This window comes from Stenotrophomonas sp. SI-NJAU-1 (assembly GCF_020883215.1).
GTDB lineage: Bacteria > Pseudomonadota > Gammaproteobacteria > Xanthomonadales > Xanthomonadaceae > Stenotrophomonas > Stenotrophomonas indicatrix.
Map to the genome: position 1 here is coordinate 3,411,858 of NZ_CP086598.1, position 15,511 is coordinate 3,427,368.

Annotated in this window: 12 protein-coding genes; 5 read left to right on the forward strand and 7 right to left on the reverse strand. The window is 65.2% G+C overall.

What is annotated here, in order from left to right:
* Positions 1 to 106: 106 nt before the first annotated feature.
* From LMF57_RS15590 to LMF57_RS15600, 3 genes are all read right to left on the reverse strand, one after another.
* Positions 107 to 1,051: a hypothetical protein gene (locus tag LMF57_RS15590; protein WP_229290178.1), complete on the reverse strand. Its 945-nt coding sequence runs from the start codon at positions 1,049 to 1,051 to the stop codon at positions 107 to 109.
* 68 nt (positions 1,052 to 1,119) lie between these two features.
* On the reverse strand, positions 1,120 to 1,617 hold the full coding sequence (locus tag LMF57_RS15595) for a hypothetical protein (protein WP_080150542.1): 498 nt from the start codon (positions 1,615 to 1,617) through the stop codon (positions 1,120 to 1,122).
* A gap of 45 nt (positions 1,618 to 1,662) precedes the next feature.
* Positions 1,663 to 2,178 carry a hypothetical protein gene (locus tag LMF57_RS15600; protein ID WP_117311958.1) on the reverse strand — a complete coding sequence of 172 codons (516 nt, stop codon included), beginning with the start codon at positions 2,176 to 2,178 and terminating at the stop codon, positions 1,663 to 1,665.
* Between the two features lie 484 nt (positions 2,179 to 2,662).
* On the opposite strand from LMF57_RS15600, the gene ybaL reads away from it, so the two are divergent.
* Complete coding sequence (ybaL, locus tag LMF57_RS15605; protein WP_117311195.1) at positions 2,663 to 4,363, forward strand: YbaL family putative K(+) efflux transporter; 1,701 nt, start codon at positions 2,663 to 2,665, stop codon at positions 4,361 to 4,363.
* A gap of 491 nt (positions 4,364 to 4,854) precedes the next feature.
* Here ybaL and LMF57_RS15610 read toward each other — a convergent pair whose 3' ends face one another.
* Positions 4,855 to 6,141, reverse strand: coding sequence for an aminotransferase class V-fold PLP-dependent enzyme (locus LMF57_RS15610; RefSeq protein WP_117311198.1), 1,287 nt, complete (start codon positions 6,139 to 6,141; stop codon positions 4,855 to 4,857).
* 181 nt (positions 6,142 to 6,322) lie between these two features.
* Here LMF57_RS15610 and LMF57_RS15615 point away from each other — a divergent pair, with 181 nt between their 5' ends.
* The 3 genes from LMF57_RS15615 (at position 6,323) to LMF57_RS15625 (ending at position 9,285) form a co-directional block, all read left to right on the forward strand.
* Positions 6,323 to 7,057, forward strand: a complete 735-nt coding sequence (locus LMF57_RS15615) for a response regulator transcription factor (RefSeq protein ID WP_117311200.1) — start codon at positions 6,323 to 6,325, stop codon at positions 7,055 to 7,057.
* Entirely contained in the window at positions 7,054 to 8,343 is a 1,290-nt protein-coding gene (locus LMF57_RS15620) for an ATP-binding protein (RefSeq protein ID WP_117311202.1), read from the forward strand. Before LMF57_RS15615 ends, LMF57_RS15620 begins: the two co-directional genes overlap by 4 nt.
* Before the next feature lie 141 nt (positions 8,344 to 8,484).
* Positions 8,485 to 9,285 carry a MipA/OmpV family protein gene (locus tag LMF57_RS15625; RefSeq protein ID WP_117311204.1) on the forward strand — a complete coding sequence of 267 codons (801 nt, stop codon included), beginning with the start codon at positions 8,485 to 8,487 and terminating at the stop codon, positions 9,283 to 9,285.
* 84 nt (positions 9,286 to 9,369) lie between these two features.
* Here the strand turns inward: LMF57_RS15625 and clpB are convergent, their stop codons facing one another.
* Together clpB and LMF57_RS15635 are read right to left on the reverse strand one after the other, a co-directional pair.
* Positions 9,370 to 11,955: an ATP-dependent chaperone ClpB gene (gene clpB / locus LMF57_RS15630; protein ID WP_229290179.1), complete on the reverse strand. Its 2,586-nt coding sequence runs from the start codon at positions 11,953 to 11,955 to the stop codon at positions 9,370 to 9,372.
* A gap of 180 nt (positions 11,956 to 12,135) precedes the next feature.
* Positions 12,136 to 12,951, reverse strand: a complete 816-nt coding sequence (locus tag LMF57_RS15635) for a DUF3014 domain-containing protein (protein WP_117311207.1) — start codon at positions 12,949 to 12,951, stop codon at positions 12,136 to 12,138.
* 149 nt (positions 12,952 to 13,100) lie between these two features.
* Between LMF57_RS15635 and LMF57_RS15640 the strand changes: the two genes are divergently transcribed.
* Positions 13,101 to 13,811 (forward strand): glutathione S-transferase, encoded by a 711-nt coding sequence (locus LMF57_RS15640; protein ID WP_117311209.1) that lies wholly within the window; start codon positions 13,101 to 13,103, stop codon positions 13,809 to 13,811.
* 76 nt (positions 13,812 to 13,887) lie between these two features.
* Here LMF57_RS15640 and LMF57_RS15645 read toward each other — a convergent pair whose 3' ends face one another.
* Positions 13,888 to 15,492 (reverse strand): hypothetical protein, encoded by a 1,605-nt coding sequence (locus tag LMF57_RS15645; protein ID WP_117311211.1) that lies wholly within the window; start codon positions 15,490 to 15,492, stop codon positions 13,888 to 13,890.
* Positions 15,493 to 15,511: the final 19 nt, after the last annotated feature.

Below are 15,511 nucleotides of genomic sequence, written 5' to 3' on the forward strand. Positions count from 1 at the left end.
TGCCGGCCGCTGGCCGGCATTCCCTCCCCGCATCTTTCACACCCGTCGGAATGATCCGGCGGGTGTTTTGTTTTGTGCTGCGGGCAAGTTTGTGCTGCGGGCAAGATCAGCCGTGCGGCTGGCAGTTGGACGTGTGACGTCCATCAGTAATCACACGGACAGACTCAAGGCAGTTATCCAGACTGTCAAAATTCACGTTCACTTGAAGACCAGGGAGCATCCAGCTAGCGCTGCCAAATGTCCGTTCATCGTGCCAACGACTGGCTCTTTGGCCAATGCGTTCTTCGAGAATGGAAGGCGGATCATCGAACTGAAGACCGAATGGCAACGATCCAGCCCACGCTCTTGAGTTTCCCAGTCGATCGTGGATGAAACTGATACCGGTGCATACCGGACGCCCACCGAGCGTGCGCCGCTTGCTGTCGAAGTAGAGAATGAAGCCATGCTCGTCGGCCCTGTCAACGATCTCCCTGCTCGCCTCCGCAATCAGACTTGCAAGCCCAAATTCCCGGAACACGGCCTGAAAATGAGCATCGTCGGTCGATCTGCCGAGGGCAGCAACTACCTGCTCCGCTGAGGGGTACTCGCGCGTTGCCGGTGTGCGAGCCAATGGGCGCATGGGAATTCCCAAGCTGATATCAAAGATCCCACACGCTCCTGCCTGCTTGATGCATTGAGACTGATACGTCAGACGGATGCGGTAGTCAGGCAGCCACCACGCGTCGCGCCTGCCGGCGTGCAAGCTGTCCCCGAACCCCGCCGTAACGAGCCGTTCGCGTACTTTCGTCCTGTCGTCCTCCCATTGCAGGCCAAACGGCAGATCGCCTTCGTACCTGCGTGTCACATCCGGAATGCCTGCCGTTACCGCAACATTGGTGAAAATCAGCTCCCCGCTCTTGCCGTGCGAAGCAACGGATCGCCCATTCCAGTAGTTGCGCTCACTGAAAGAAAAAAGCATGCCCTTACCACTTGCACGCAGGACTGCCTCATAAGGGCTTTTGGCGGGACGGGTCAGCTCTGGCCTGCGTCTGATGCCAAGCGCCTGGAGCATCGTGGTGACGGCCGGATCCGCAGCGCTTTCGCCAAAGAGGGGCGTTATCGCCTGTAGGTCCGTTTCATTCAGTTCTCTTCCGGCAGCCCTAGACTGATACAGCGAAGTCCTTTTTCCCCGTCGTAGTCAACATCGAGATTCAGCTTTCCCAGCATCCATTCGTCGACGTTGCCAGAGAAGCCAAACACTGTTGGCGCGCCCAGATCGGCAGGTAGTTCTGACCTGACCTGATCCCTGGACATCAGGAAGTTCAAGCCGCAAGGAAGTGGCCCCGCATACTCGGTACCAGTGTCCTTCCGCCATCCCCAGAAGATAACGTCGGTGAGCGCCCACGGCCCATCATAGATGTCGTGATATGGCATCTCTGAAAGCAGGCCGACATCCTTGAATTCGAGTTGCAGTCCCGCAGCATCATCTGCCCAGATCCGGTGACCACTGACACCCAGGCGATAATCATCAAGGTTCTGAACCTGTATTCCGATCTTGGAAAAGACGATTCCAAGCTCCTGTGACTCTGAATCCCTGCCAAGCGCAGCGATGAACTCTTCGACTGTTGGATGATTCATGTTGATCCTTCGCTGTTACTTTTGTGGAGGAGGGCTGCGGAGAACCTACAGTTGCTGTTTACTACGATCGACGTGAATGCCAACGGATACACAGCGAAGCGAGTCTCCAAGACCACAGAAGTTAACTTTGAACTCCAAGCCGCCAATGCCCCATATATCCACATTGCCCGAGACACCCGCTACGGTGGGATTCCCCGCACTCAGGGCTGAAAATCGCTCCCTCACATGGTGACGCGACATTGAGAAATCCAGCCCATGGGGCAACGGGCCAGAGTAGGCATGTTTGTTTTTCCCAGATGCCCAGAACACTGCCGTCGTGAGTACCCAAGGCCCATCGTCCACGTCGTGGTACGGAATATCCGCCAGCATCCCGATATCCTCGAAATTCAACTGCAGCGTGCCTTCCTCGCCTGTCCAGATCCGCCTTCCAGTCAATTTCAACGGATTGTGGCTGACGTCGGCCTCGTCGATTTCAAGTTCCTGGAGTAACCGGGACAGGAACACCGAGCTGGTGTCCTGACCTATCGCCTGAATCACTAATTCAATGTCGGGAAGCTTCATGTGGTTGTTCACCCATGCGGTCTGAAAAGAGCAGGCCAAGCCTGGTTGGCAAGCAAAAGGGGCAATGAGCACATGGTGACGCGTGCGCGGCCCGGGAAAACTTCGGCCAGACCGCAGGCGTCTTGCCCAGAATGCGCGCCACCAGAATTACCTCCCGCCCTCGTATGTCAATGGATCGACTGAAAAGCCTTGGCGCACAGTGGCAAAGGGCCCTGCGATGGCACAGCTGCGTATCGAACCCATTACCCTTCCCGGGCCTGTCTCGGGTGGCATTGGTCTGGCTCCGGTTCACGATCCAGAGCAACTGGCCACCCCAAACAGGTCCGATCCCGACAGAGCCATCCTCGATCGCCCCGCACACGCCAGGTCGGACGCCGACCACTGATGGCTCCGCCCACGCAACGATCCGATACGCTGGCCGGGTTTGCCGTATCTGGCCGTATCGGTGAAAATCGGGGTACCCCCCTGTTTCCTGCGAGAGCCGATGCACCATGACACCGACCTGATCAACATCGTTGCCGTTGGTCTCGGGCTCGCCTTCATCTTCGGCGCGCTGGCCAACAAGCTCCGCTTGTCTCCTCTGGTCGGTTACCTGGTTGCTGGCATCTGCGTCGGTCCGTTCACGCCGGGCTTCGTCGCCGACCAGGCACTGGCCAACCAGCTGGCCGAGCTGGGCGTGATGCTGCTGATGTTCGGCGTCGGCCTGCACTTCTCGCTGAAGGACCTGATGGCGGTCAAGGCCATCGCCATTCCCGGTGCCATCGGCCAGATCCTGGTCGCTACCCTGCTCGGCTGGGGCCTGGCGGCATTGATGGGCTGGCCGGTCATCCACGGCGTGGTGTTCGGTTTCGCGCTGGCCACGGCCAGTACCGTAGTGCTGCTGCGCGCGATGGAAGAGCGCCGCCTGCTGGAAACCCAGCGCGGCAAGATCGCGGTCGGTTGGCTGATCGTCGAGGACCTGGCCTGCGTGCTGGCACTGGTGATGATGCCGGTGATGGCCGGTGTGTTCGGGCCCGACGCGGCCAATGAACACCACACCCTCGGCAGCGTGCTGGCCAGCATCGGCTGGACGTTCGTGCAGCTGGGCCTGTTCGTGGCAGTGATGCTGGTGGTCGGCCGCCGGGTCATTCCGTGGATCCTGGAGCGCATCGCCGGTACCGGCTCGCGCGAACTGTTCACCCTGTCGGTGCTGGCGATCGCGCTGGGCGTGGCGTTCGGCTCGGCGATGCTGTTCGGTGTGTCCTTCGCGCTGGGCGCGTTCTTCGCCGGCATGCTGCTCAATGAATCGGAACTCAGCCACAAGGCGGCCAGCGATTCCCTGCCGCTGCGCGACGCGTTCGCGGTGCTGTTCTTCGTCTCGGTGGGCATGCTGTTCAATCCGGGCATCCTGATCGAGCACCCGTGGCAGGTGCTGGCCACCGCCGGCATCATCATGTTCGGCAAATCGGCGGCGGCGTTCTTCATCGTGCGCGCGTTCGGCCACCCCACCGGCACCGCGTTGACGATCTCGGCCAGCCTGGCGCAGATCGGCGAGTTCGCCTTCATCATCGCCGGCCTCGGCGTGACCCTGAAGATCCTGCCTCCGACCGGCCAGGCGCTGGTGCTGGCCGGTGCGCTGATCTCGATCATGCTCAACCCGCTGGTGTTCGGCCTGCTCGACCGCTGGCTGCTGAAGCACCAGGAAACCACGCCCACGGCGGTGGAGACCGAGCTGCCACCGGGGCCGTCGCTGGACCTGCACGACCATGCCATCGTCATCGGCTATGGCCGCGTCGGCAGCGCGCTGGCGCAGGTGCTGCGCGACCGTGGCGTGCCGGTGATGATCATCGACGACAACAAGGAACACGTGGCCGAGGCGCATGCCGCTGGTCTGCCCGGCATCCGCGGCAGCGCCGCCTCGGACAAGGTGCTGGCCGAAGCCCATCCCGAGCGCGCGAAGATCGCGGTGCTGGCGATCCCGCAGCCGCTGGAAGCCGGTGAGACCTTGGCCAAGCTGCGTGCGATCAACCCCGACCTGACCCTGCTGGCGCGTGCGCACAGCGATGCCGAAGTGAAGCATCTGCTTGAACACGGTGCCGACGGCACGGTGATGGCCGAGCGCGAGCTGGCCTACTCGTTGGCGGAAATGGTGATGGCCACCCCGCCGTACCGCAGTCTTGGGCAGCACAGCATTCCGGTGGTGTGAGGGGTGTGCAGCAGGGCTGCGCCCTGCACCTGCCGAAACAACGGCAACGGCAACGGCAAAAGCTGGCATTCCGTGGGATGGCGGGGTGGGTCCGGTTGCGGGGGACGCCGTGAATCCATCCCTGGAGGCTTGGCCGCGGCATCCATACCGCGGACACCCCCGCAACCAGACCCACCCCGCCTTCGACAGATTTCAGCGAGCTGCGGGTACGGCGTTCGGTGCCGCTGTTGGTAGGTGTCGACCATGGTCGACACAGTAGATCCACGCCATGCGTGGATGGATCTCCATCGGAATCGAGTATTTCGACAGTGCATCAAAATGCGTCCACGCACGGCGTGGATCTACCTGGGTTGGCTGCGCCCAAAAAAATCCCCGGCCGACCCGCATCGGCCGGGGATGATATCGCCACGCCCTTGGAGAGCGTCTCTACCGTATCGCTTTCCTGCAGCGGTGGTGATCGCCTCTGGCGATGACGACCAAGCCAGCAGGTATCAGGCGTCCGCCAACGCCTGTTCCAGGTCCGCGCGCAGATCGCCGATGTGCTCGATGCCGATCGACAGGCGCACGGTGTCCTCGCTGACCCCGGCCCTGGCCAGTTCGGCCGCATCCAGCTGGCGATGGGTGGTCGAGGCCGGGTGGGTGGCCAGTGACTTGGCATCGCCCAGGTTCACCAGCCGGGTGAACAGTGTCAGGGCATCGAGGAAGCGGGCGCCGGCAACGCGCCCGCCCGGCAGGCCGAAGGTCAGCACACCGGAGCCATGACCGCCCAGATAGCGCTGCGCCGCCGCGTGTTCGGGGTCGTCGGCCAGCCCGGCATAACGCACCCACGCTACCTTCGGATGCGCGCGCAGGTACTGCGCCACGGCCAGCGCATTGGCGTTGATCCGCTCCATGCGCAGCGCCAGGGTCTCGATGCCCTGCAGGATCAGGAAGGCGTTGAACGGTGACAACGCTGCGCCGGTATTGCGCAACGGCACTACCCGCGCACGGCCGATGTAGGCCGCCGCGCCGAGCGCTTCGGTATAGACCACGCCGTGATAGCTCGGATCGGGCTGGTTCAAGCGGGCGAAGCGTTGCGGCTGTGCCGTCCAGTCGAAGCGGCCCGAATCGACGATCGCCCCGCCCAGGCTGGTGCCGTGGCCACCGAGGTACTTGGTCAGCGAGTGCACCACGATGTCGGCGCCGTGTTCGAACGGGCGGAGCAGGAATGGCGTGGCCACCGTGTTGTCGACGATCAACGGCACGCCGGCCGCATGCGCGACCTCGGCGATGGCGGCGATGTCGGTGACGTTGCCGCGCGGGTTGCCGATCGATTCGACGAACACCGCCTTGGTGCGTTCATCGATCAGCGCGGCGAACGCGGACGGATCTGCCGGATCTGCGAAACGCGCCTGGATGCCGTACTGCGGCAGCGTGTGCGCCAGCAGGTTGAGGCTGCCGCCATACAGCGCACTGGCAGCGACGATGTTGTCGCCGGCCTCGGCAATGGTCTGGATCGCATAGGTGATCGCGGCCTGCCCGGAAGCCAGTGCCAACGCGCCGATGCCCCCTTCCAGCGCCGCAACGCGCTGCTCCAGCACGTCGGTGGTGGGGTTCATGATGCGCGTATAGATGTTGCCCGGCACCTTCAGGTCGAACAGGTCCGCCCCGTGCTGGGTGTCATCGAATGCGTAGGCCACGGTCTGGTAGATCGGCACCGCCACCGCGCGGGTGGTCGGGTCGGGGCGGTAGCCGCCGTGCACGGCCAGGGTTTCCAGTTGCCACTGCGGATCGCTCATTGCACCAGGCTCCATCCGGGGAAACACCCACCATAGGCCAGCCATCGACCGCCATTGAGAGCCCCTGGCGATGACGCCAGTACCGGCGGTTATCAGGTTGCCCGGGATTCAGGCAGTCGTCATGGGCCATTGCTAGGCTTCGCCGCCGGGCCCTTCGCCCCGGACAAGGACGCCGTTACCCATGCAGCCCTCCCCGTGGACTCCCGCCGCCGGCAACCCGACCCAGGTGCTGCTGGTCGAGGACGACCGCCGCCTGGCCGAGCTGGTCAGCGACTACCTGAGTGAACATGGATTTGCCGTGCAGCACGTGCCGCGTGGCGACCTGGCCAGCGCGGCCTGCCGCCAGCACGCGCCGGAACTGGTGGTGCTGGACCTGATGCTGCCTGGCCTTGGTGGCATCGACGTGTGCCGGCAGATCCGCAGTTTTTCCGACGTGCCGATCCTGATGCTGACGGCGTGCGAGGACGATATCGAACAGGTGCTGGGGCTGGAGTCCGGTGCCGATGACTATGTGCACAAACCGATCGAGCCACGCCTGCTGCTGGCGCGCCTGCGTGCGCTGCTGCGCCGTCGCCATGGCAGCGGCCCTGCCGGCGTGCCGTGCAGGCTGATGCATGGCGAACTGCTGATCGATCGCGTGCAGCGCGAGGTCCACCTGCATGGGCAGCCGGTGGAACTGGGCACCACCGAATTCGAGATCCTCTGGCTGCTGGCCAGCCAGCCCGGGCAGGTCCTCTCGCGCGACCAGATCCTGCTGGCGGCACGCGGCATCGGCTTCGATGGCCTGGACCGCAGCGTGGATGTCTGCATCGGCAAGCTGCGCCGCAAGCTGGGCGATGACGCGCGCGAACCGCGCCGGATCAAGACCGTGTGGGGCCGCGGTTACCAGTTCAACCCCTCGGCCTGGTCGGCGTGAAGCGGCTGTTCCTGTGGTTGTGGTTCGTCACCGGCGGCTGCCTGCTGGTGTCGGTGTTCAGCCTCAACCATCTGCTGGACCGTATCTACACGCCCCTGCAGGAACGAGTCTTCGTCGAACAGGTGCGCGGGCAGGTGTATGCGCTGCGCAGCGGACTGGCCGGCCTGGACCGCCAGCAGCAACAGCAGCGCCTGCTGCAGTGGCAGCCGCATTACGGCATTGCGCTGTCACTGCTGGATGCACCGCCCGAGCTCGGTGACCAAGAGCGCAGTGCCCTGCGCGGGGACGGCTTCATCGTCCGTGAGCGCTACCAGCAGGTGCTGCTGCCCATCGAGGGGACTGACGGACGCTGGCTGCAGCTGCGCCTTCCCGGCGAGGTGCAGATGACCCTGTACATGACCGCCGCCGCCTACCTGTGCATCCTGCTGCTGGTCGGCGCCTGCCTGTATGCCTGGGTACGCCTGCTATGGCGCGACCTGGAAGCGCTGCGGGGTCATGCCGATCGCATCGGTGCCGGCGACCTGCAGGCACGTGCGCAGGTATCGCCACGTTCGCAGATCCGGGTCATCGTCGAGCATTCCAACCGCATGGCCGCGCGCGTGGCCGAACTGGTGCAACGGCAGCGCGATCTTACCCATGCCATTTCCCACGAGCTGCGCACGCCGATCGCACGCCTGGCCTTCGGCCTGGACCTGATGCAGGACAGCAACGACCCGGCGCGGCGGGCACACCTCGCTGCCGGCCTGCATGGTGATCTGGCCGAGCTCAACCGGTTGGTCAGCGAACTGCTGGCCTATGAGCGGCTGGAGCATGCCAACGACGCCGAGCCCATGCAGCGGATCGAGGCGAACGACTGGCTGCAGGCCTGCATGGAAGACGCACGGCGCGATGCCGAGCGCGCGGGCCTGGTGCTGCAGGTCTGGCCCAGCGCGCTGCCACGCGTGGATGCCGAGCCACGCCTGCTGCAGCTGGCCCTGAGCAACCTGGTCGGCAACGCGATGCGCTATGCACGCACCCGTGTGGAGGTGTCACTGGTCAGCGTGGCCGGCAAGGCCTGCCTGCGCGTGGATGACGATGGCCCCGGCATTGCCGAAGGCGATCGCGAGAAGGTGTTGCGCCCGTTCACCCGTCTGGATGACAGCCGCAGCCGCGACACCGGCGGCTTTGGTCTTGGCCTGGCCATCGCCGGGCGCATCGCGGTTCGTCACCACGGCGAGCTGCGCGTGGGACGCGCGACCCTGGGCGGTGCACGCCTGGAAATGCACTGGCCACTGGCTGCCAGCTGAACGCCACGGGCCGCGCTTACAGTTGCTTACAACTCCCGCACAACTGCGGACGGATTGGTCGGTGGCATCCCGCCACGCTGTCGACCCAGCAGCACGCGCCGGATGCGCGCACTGCATTTCCTCCCACTGTAGAGAGTTGCCATGTCCCACCGTCGCCGTTTCCCCACCCTGCTCGGCCTGGCCCTGCTGCCCTTGTTCGCAACGTCCACAGCGCATGCCAAGGAGGATCAATGGACCTTCGAGCTGGCCGCCGGTGGCGGCGTTGCCCCGCGCTACAGCGGCAGCGAGGAATTCCAGGCCGCACCGACGCTGTCGTTCGACGTGACTTCGCCGGGCGGCTGGTTTCTGGGTACCAGCGGTGCGGGTTGGGGCACGGCGATCGGCGAACACACCCGCGTGCGTGCCTACGTCGGCGGCAGCGGCAGCCGACGCGAGAAGAACTCGATCCTCGGCGGCTCGGACTTCCTGCGTGGCATGGGCGATATCGATACCCGGCCCCTGGTCGGCCTGGCGGCTGGCTATACGCTGGGTGAGGCGGTGCTGAGTGGTTCCTGGCAGTACACGCTGAAAGACGATGACAAGGGTGACAACGGCCTTGCCACCCAGCAGATCCACCTGAACCTGGAGATGCCGCTGTTCGATCTGGCCGGTGGCGTAGTCAGCGGCAGCGTCTCCACCGACTACGGCAACCGCGGCTATATGCAGACCTGGTACGGCGTCAGCCCCGCCCAGGCCGCACGTACCGGTTTCGCCCAGCACACGCCCAAGGCCGGCTTGGTCAGCGCCGGGTTGGGCATGAAATGGAGCCATCGCGCTGGTCGCAATGGCAACTGGTACATCGCCGTGGAAGGCACCCGCCTGCTCGGCGACGCCGCCGACAGCCCGATCGTGCAGAAGGCCAACCAGTTCGGGTTGATGACCGGGTATACGCACCGGTTCTGAGCATTGCCGGCGAGCGCCGGACACCGACGTTCGCGCTGGCAAAGAGACGGGGCGCTGCGATCATGCAGCGCCCCGTGGCACGCATCAGGCCTTGGCGAACACCAGGTGGCCGCCGTCGTTGCCCACTTCGATGGTATCGCCGTTGACGAACGCACCGGACAGGATCTTCTGCGCCAGCGGGTTTTCCAGCTGTGCCTGGATCGCACGCTTCAGCGGACGCGCACCGTAGACCGGATCGAAGCCGACGTTGCCGAGCAGGTCGAACGCTGCATCGGACACCACCAGCTTCAGGCCACGCTCGGCCAGGCGCTTTTCCAGGCCACGCATCTGGATGCGCGCGATCTGCTTGATCTGCTGCTTGTCCAGCGGATGGAACACCACGATGTCATCCAACCGGTTGATGAACTCCGGACGGAAGTGCGCCTGCACCACGCCCATCACCGCCGCCTTCATCTGCGTGTAGGCCTCCGGCGTGCCATCGCCACTCATGTCCTGGATCTGGTGCGAGCCCAGGTTGGAGGTCATCACGATGACGGTGTTGCGGAAGTCCACCGTGCGGCCCTGGCCATCGGTCAGGCGACCGTCGTCCAGTACCTGCAGCAGGATGTTGAACACATCCGGATGCGCCTTTTCCACCTCGTCCAGCAGGATCAGCGAATACGGGCGACGGCGCACAGCCTCGGTGAGGTAACCGCCTTCCTCATAGCCCACGTAGCCGGGGGGCGCACCGATCAGGCGTGCGACGCTGTGCTTCTCCATGAACTCGCTCATGTCGATGCGGATCATCGCGTCGGCGCTGTCGAACAGGAACTCGGCCAGCGACTTGCACAGTTCGGTCTTGCCCACGCCGGTCGGGCCCAGGAACAGGAACGATCCCCCCGGTCGATTCGGATCGGACAAGCCAGCGCGCGAACGACGCACTGCGTCGGACACCACCTTGATCGCCTCTTCCTGTCCGACCACGCGGTTGTGCAGCACCTCTTCCATGCGCAGCAGCTTGTCACGCTCGCCTTCGAGCATCTTGTTGACCGGGATGCCGGTCCAGCGCGAGACGACCTCGGCGATCTCCTCGTCGGTGACACGGTCCTGCACCAGTTTGAAGTCGTGGTTCTCCACTTCCTGGGCGGCAGCCAGCTGCTTTTCCAGCTGCGGCAGCACGCCATACTGGATCTCGCTCATGCGCGCGAAATCCTGCCGGCGCTGGGCCGACTCCAGTTCAACCTTGGCCTGCTCGACCTGTTCCTTGATCTTGGTCGTGCCCTGCAGCGCGGCCTTCTCCGACTTCCAGACTTCGTTGAGATCGGAGAACTCGCGCTCCAGCGCATCGATATCGCTTTCCAGATCGGCCAGGCGCTGCCGCGAAGCGTCGTCCTTTTCCTTCTTCAGCATCTCGCGCTGGATCTTCAGCTGGATCAGGCGACGTTCCAGCCGGTCCAGTTCCTCTGGCTTGGAATCGATCTCCATGCGCAGCCGTGAAGCGGCCTCGTCCATCAGGTCGATGGCCTTGTCCGGCAGCTGGCGGTCGGTGATGTAGCGGTTGGACAGGGTGGCCGCAGCGACGATGGCCGGGTCGGTGATCTCCACCCCGTGGTGCACCGCGTACTTTTCCTTCAGGCCGCGCAGGATCGCGATGGTGTCCTCCACCGTCGGCTCGCCCACGAAGACCTTCTGGAAGCGGCGCTCCAGCGCGGCATCCTTCTCGATGTACTTGCGGTACTCGTCCAGCGTGGTCGCACCGACGCAATGCAGTTCACCGCGCGCCAGTGCCGGCTTGAGCATGTTGCCGGCATCCATCGCACCGTCGGCCTTGCCCGCGCCAACCATGGTGTGCAGCTCGTCGATGAACAGGATGATCTGCCCTTCGCTCTTGGCCAGGTCGTTGAGCACGCCTTTCAGGCGTTCTTCGAATTCACCGCGGAACTTCGCGCCAGCGATCAGCGCGCCCATGTCCAGCGACAGCACGCGCTTGCCGCGCAGGCCTTCAGGCACTTCGTCATTGATGATGCGCTGGGCCAGGCCTTCGACGATCGCGGTCTTGCCCACGCCGGGTTCGCCGATCAGCACCGGGTTGTTCTTGGTGCGGCGCTGCAGCACCTGGATGGTGCGGCGGATTTCTTCGTCGCGACCGATCACCGGGTCGAGCTTGCCGCTCTCGGCGCGTGCGGTCAGGTCGATGGTGTATTTCTCCAACGCCTGCCGCTGCTCTTCGGCGTTCTCCGACTGCACGTTCTCGCCGCCACGCAGCTTGTCGATGGCGGTCTGCAGGCGGGCCTTGTCGGCACCGGCAGCGCGCATGGCCATGCCCAGCGTGCCGCCGTCTTCCAGCGCGGCCAGCACGAACCACTCGCTGGCGATGAAGGCATCACCGTTCTGCTGGGCCAGCTTGTCGGTGTGGTTGAGCAGGCGGTTGAGGTCGTTGCCGATGGACAGGTTGCCGGCCTGGCCGGACACCTTCGGCAGCGCTTCAAGCGCCTCGTCCAGGCGTTCGCGCAGCACCGGCACGTTGACGCCGGCCTGGGCCAGCAACGGCCGGGTGCTGCCACCCTGCTGGTCCAGCAGGGCACTGAACACGTGCACCGGTTCGATGATGCTGTTGTCGCGGCCTACTGCCAGCGACTGCGCGTCTGCCAGCGCCTGCTGGAAACGCGAGGTGAGCTTGTCCATCCGCATTGCGAAACCTCATCGGTCATCTTGGCCGGCCCGCGCCGGCGATGCTGGAAAGATGCGGTTGCCCCACCCCGTTTCAAGGGTGGCTGCGACTGCATTCGAAGGCCAGTCAGCCTATGGCCAGCACGCCGGAAGCGGTGTTGTCGGCGCGTTGATCCGGATCAGATCCGCACGCTGGAGGGCTCAATGGGTGATCGCGGCCCGGATCGCCCGCAGCTGCTGCTTGACCGCCCGCGCCTGCGCCACGTCCATGCGCAGCAAGGCCTTCTGCCCGATCGAGCGCGACTGCAGGGTGGCATCGGCGAAACGGTAGCGGCCGCGCTCATCGCGCAGTAGCAGTGGCGCCTGGGCCAGCTCCGGGGTGTCCAGCAGGTGGTCGATCACCGTTACCAGGCGATCATTGAAATACCCGTCAGGACGGCCCAGATCGACATACGCCTGCTGGATCAATGGATAGAAGCGCTTGTACGCGTGGGCCGCCGCCGCGGGGTCGAGCGCAGTGAAGGCCTGCACATAGGGCGCATAGCGCGCCGCATTGGCCGCAGCGATGCGTTCGCCGCCCTCGCCCGGCTCAACCTGCAGGCTGCCCGGTAGCGGCCGGAAGGCCAGCGCGGTAGGCGGCACACTGGCCTTGTCCAGGTTGTCCACCTGGGTGACCAGGCGCTGGATCAGGTGATCACGCAGCAGCGCGGTCAACGCGCCCTCGCCCTTGAACAGTTCGCTCAATGCGCTCCAGGCGGCGGCATCGCTGTCGGCCAGTGACGGCAGTGCCGGGTCGGCGGCGGCCTCGGAATCCAGCGGATGCTTGATCGGAGAGGGCGCGGGTTCCTGCGTAGCAGCAGGCTTCGGTACGGCGACTGCCGAGGTCGGTGCGGATTGCTCCGGCACCGCTACGCTATCTGCCAGGTGCTGCAACTGGTCGCGGAACAACCACGTGCCCGCGCCACCCACCACCACCACGCCCAGAACCCAGGGCCAGACCGCTTTTCCACTCTGCATGATGCAGAACCTCGCTTTTCAGCTGCATGGACAAGGTGTGACTGCCCTGATTCGGCGGGGTTCCCCAGCCATTCCGCTGCCGTTGTGGTTCACGCCTGCTTTGCGCGGTACGCGCGACCCTGCTGTTCCTGTTGGGTGGAGAAGCCTTCATGCAGTACGCGCTGTACTACTGGACCGGCATCCAGGGCCGTGGCGAATTCGTGCGGCTGGCGCTGGAAGATGCCGGCGCCGACTACGTGGACATGGCGCGCGTGCACGGCGACGCCGTGATGCAGCCGTTCCTCGACGGCCACAGCGAAGGTGCGCAGCCTTTCGCGCCACCGTTCCTGAAGGCGGGGCGACAGGTCATCGCACAGGTCGCGGCCATTCTCGATTTCCTCGGCCCGACGCTGGACCTGGTTCCGCAGGCCGCCTCGCGGCGCATGCAGGCGCTGCAGTTGCAGCTGACCATCGCCGATCTGGTGGCCGAAGTGCACGACACCCACCATCCGATCGCCGCGTCGAAGTACTACGAAGACCAGAAGACCGAGGCCAGGGCGCGCGCGGCAGCGCTGCGCGATGAGCGCCTGCCGAAATTCCTCGGCTACTTCGAGCAGGTGCTGAAGGCCAATGGCGGTCGCCACCCGCTGCGCGAACACTCCTACGTGGACCTGTCGCTGTTCCAGTTGCTGAGCGGGCTGGACTATATGTTTCCACGCCGCATGCAGGCGCTGTGGCCGACGTTGCCACTGCTGCGCGCGCTGAAGGACCGGGTGCAACAACGGCCCGGCATCGCCGCCTATCTCGCTTCGGAGCGGCGGCTGCCCTTCAACACCAACGGCATCTTCCGGCATTACCCGGAACTGGATTCAGATCGGTAGTGCCGGCCGCTGCCCGGCAACTGCACGATCCAACCGGAGCCTCTGAGGGTGCCGGCCAGGCCGGCACCACCCGTGATCAGTCGTTCCCAGCCAGCGGCTTCACCGCCTGCTTCTGCAGCGACAGCAGCCCCAGCAGGATGGCCAACGCCACGTATGCGCCGGCGAACTGCCAGCTGATGACGCGGGCCAGGCCTTGCAGATCCCACGGCAGGTAGATGCCGCCGCGCGGATCCACCGAATGGATCAGGCCGAACAGGGTGAGCACCGCCGCCACCAGCAGGAAGCCGCAGGCGCGACGCAGACGGCCATCGACCATCGCCGCGACGGTGGCAATCCACAGCATCGAGGTGATGATGAAGCCGTTGCCCAGCGCGAAGATCACCGCCAGCTCCGGCAGGCCATGGCCATCGACGTGGGTCAGCAGCGCGCCCATCTGCTCGGCCGGAATCCAGCCCGGCGCCTTGATCGCCAGCAGGTAGGCCGCCGACGGCAGGAAGCCCAGCACCATCGCACCGGCATGCTGGCGCGGGGTGGCCTGGAACGCCTGGGTGGTGATGTCGATCGACACGTACACGATGATCGGCGCCAGTACCGCCAGCGGCAGCCACTGCACCAGCCCGGAAATGATGCCGAGCATGCCGCCGATGCCGACGAACAGGCCGGTCAGCAGCGTGTAGCCGCTGCGCGCGCCCATGTGCTTGTAGGCCGGCTGGCCGATGTACGGGGTGGTCTGCGCAACGCCACCGCAGACGCCGGCCACCAGCGTGGCCACCGCCTCCACCAGCAGGATGTCGCGGGTGCGGTAGTCATCGCCGGCCGCGCGCGCGCTCTCGGATACGTTGATGCCACCGACCACCATCAGCAGGCCGAACGGCAACAGCAGCGGCAGGTAGGTCATCGCGGTCGGCAGGCCCTCGATGAAGCCCAGCGTCGGCAGCGGCAATACCACCTGCGGCGGCACCCAGGCCGGAATCTGGAAGCCGGGCACACCCAGGCCGGCCAGGCCGAGCCCGTAATACAGCACGGTGCCGAACACGAACGCCAGCAGCACACCGGGGCCGCGCAGCGGCAGCTTGCCCTTGGCGATCAGCACGTACAGCAGCAGGCCGAGCGTGGTGAAGCCCACCAGCGGCGAGCGCAGGGTTTCCAGCAAGGGCAGCAGGCCCATCAGCACCAGTGCAATGCCCGCGATGGAACCCAGCAGCGCAGCGCGCGGCAGCGCGCGGGTCACCGCTTCACCGAAGAAGGACAGGATCAGCTTGAGCACGCCCATGATGACCAGCGAGGCCATGCCCAGCTGCCAGGTGGCGATGGCGGCGGCATGCGGGTCCAGGCCCTGCTGCTTGAAGGCCAGGAAGGCCGGGCCCAGCACCAGCAGTGCCATGCCGATGCTGGTCGGTGCATCCAGGCCCAGCGGCATGGCGGTGACGTCGTCGCGCCCGGTACGCGCGGCCAGGCGCCGTGCCATCAGGGTATACAGCAGGTTGCCGACCAGCACGCCCAGGGCAGTGCCGGGGAACATCCGGCCGAAGACCACGTCGGCGGGGAACTGGAACATCCCGACCAGGGCCATGGCGATGAAGCCGAGGATGGAGAGGTTGTCGACGACCAGGCCGAAGAAGCCATTGAAGTCGCCAGCGACGAACCAGCGGCGCGGCGCGGTGGAAGCGGGAGCGGACATGGAAGGGGCGGTGGGGGTG

Excerpts from the sequence above, each read along its gene's own strand:
- LMF57_RS15625 (WP_117311204.1), top strand. The coding sequence starts at position 8,485 with ATGTCCCACCGTCGCCGTTTCCCCACCCTGCTCGGCCTGGCCCTGCTG.
- ybaL (WP_117311195.1), top strand. The coding sequence starts at position 2,663 with ATGCACCATGACACCGACCTGATCAACATCGTTGCCGTTGGTCTCGGG.
- LMF57_RS15615 (WP_117311200.1), top strand. The coding sequence starts at position 6,323 with ATGCAGCCCTCCCCGTGGACTCCCGCCGCCGGCAACCCGACCCAGGTG.
- LMF57_RS15610 (WP_117311198.1), bottom strand. The coding sequence starts at position 6,141 with ATGAGCGATCCGCAGTGGCAACTGGAAACCCTGGCCGTGCACGGCGGC.
- LMF57_RS15645 (WP_117311211.1), bottom strand. The coding sequence starts at position 15,492 with ATGTCCGCTCCCGCTTCCACCGCGCCGCGCCGCTGGTTCGTCGCTGGC.
- LMF57_RS15595 (WP_080150542.1), bottom strand. The coding sequence starts at position 1,617 with ATGAATCATCCAACAGTCGAAGAGTTCATCGCTGCGCTTGGCAGGGAT.
- LMF57_RS15640 (WP_117311209.1), top strand. The coding sequence starts at position 13,101 with ATGCAGTACGCGCTGTACTACTGGACCGGCATCCAGGGCCGTGGCGAA.
- LMF57_RS15635 (WP_117311207.1), bottom strand. The coding sequence starts at position 12,951 with ATGCAGAGTGGAAAAGCGGTCTGGCCCTGGGTTCTGGGCGTGGTGGTG.
- LMF57_RS15590 (WP_229290178.1), bottom strand. The coding sequence starts at position 1,051 with ATGCTCCAGGCGCTTGGCATCAGACGCAGGCCAGAGCTGACCCGTCCC.
- LMF57_RS15600 (WP_117311958.1), bottom strand. The coding sequence starts at position 2,178 with ATGAAGCTTCCCGACATTGAATTAGTGATTCAGGCGATAGGTCAGGAC.
- clpB (WP_229290179.1), bottom strand. The coding sequence starts at position 11,955 with ATGCGGATGGACAAGCTCACCTCGCGTTTCCAGCAGGCGCTGGCAGAC.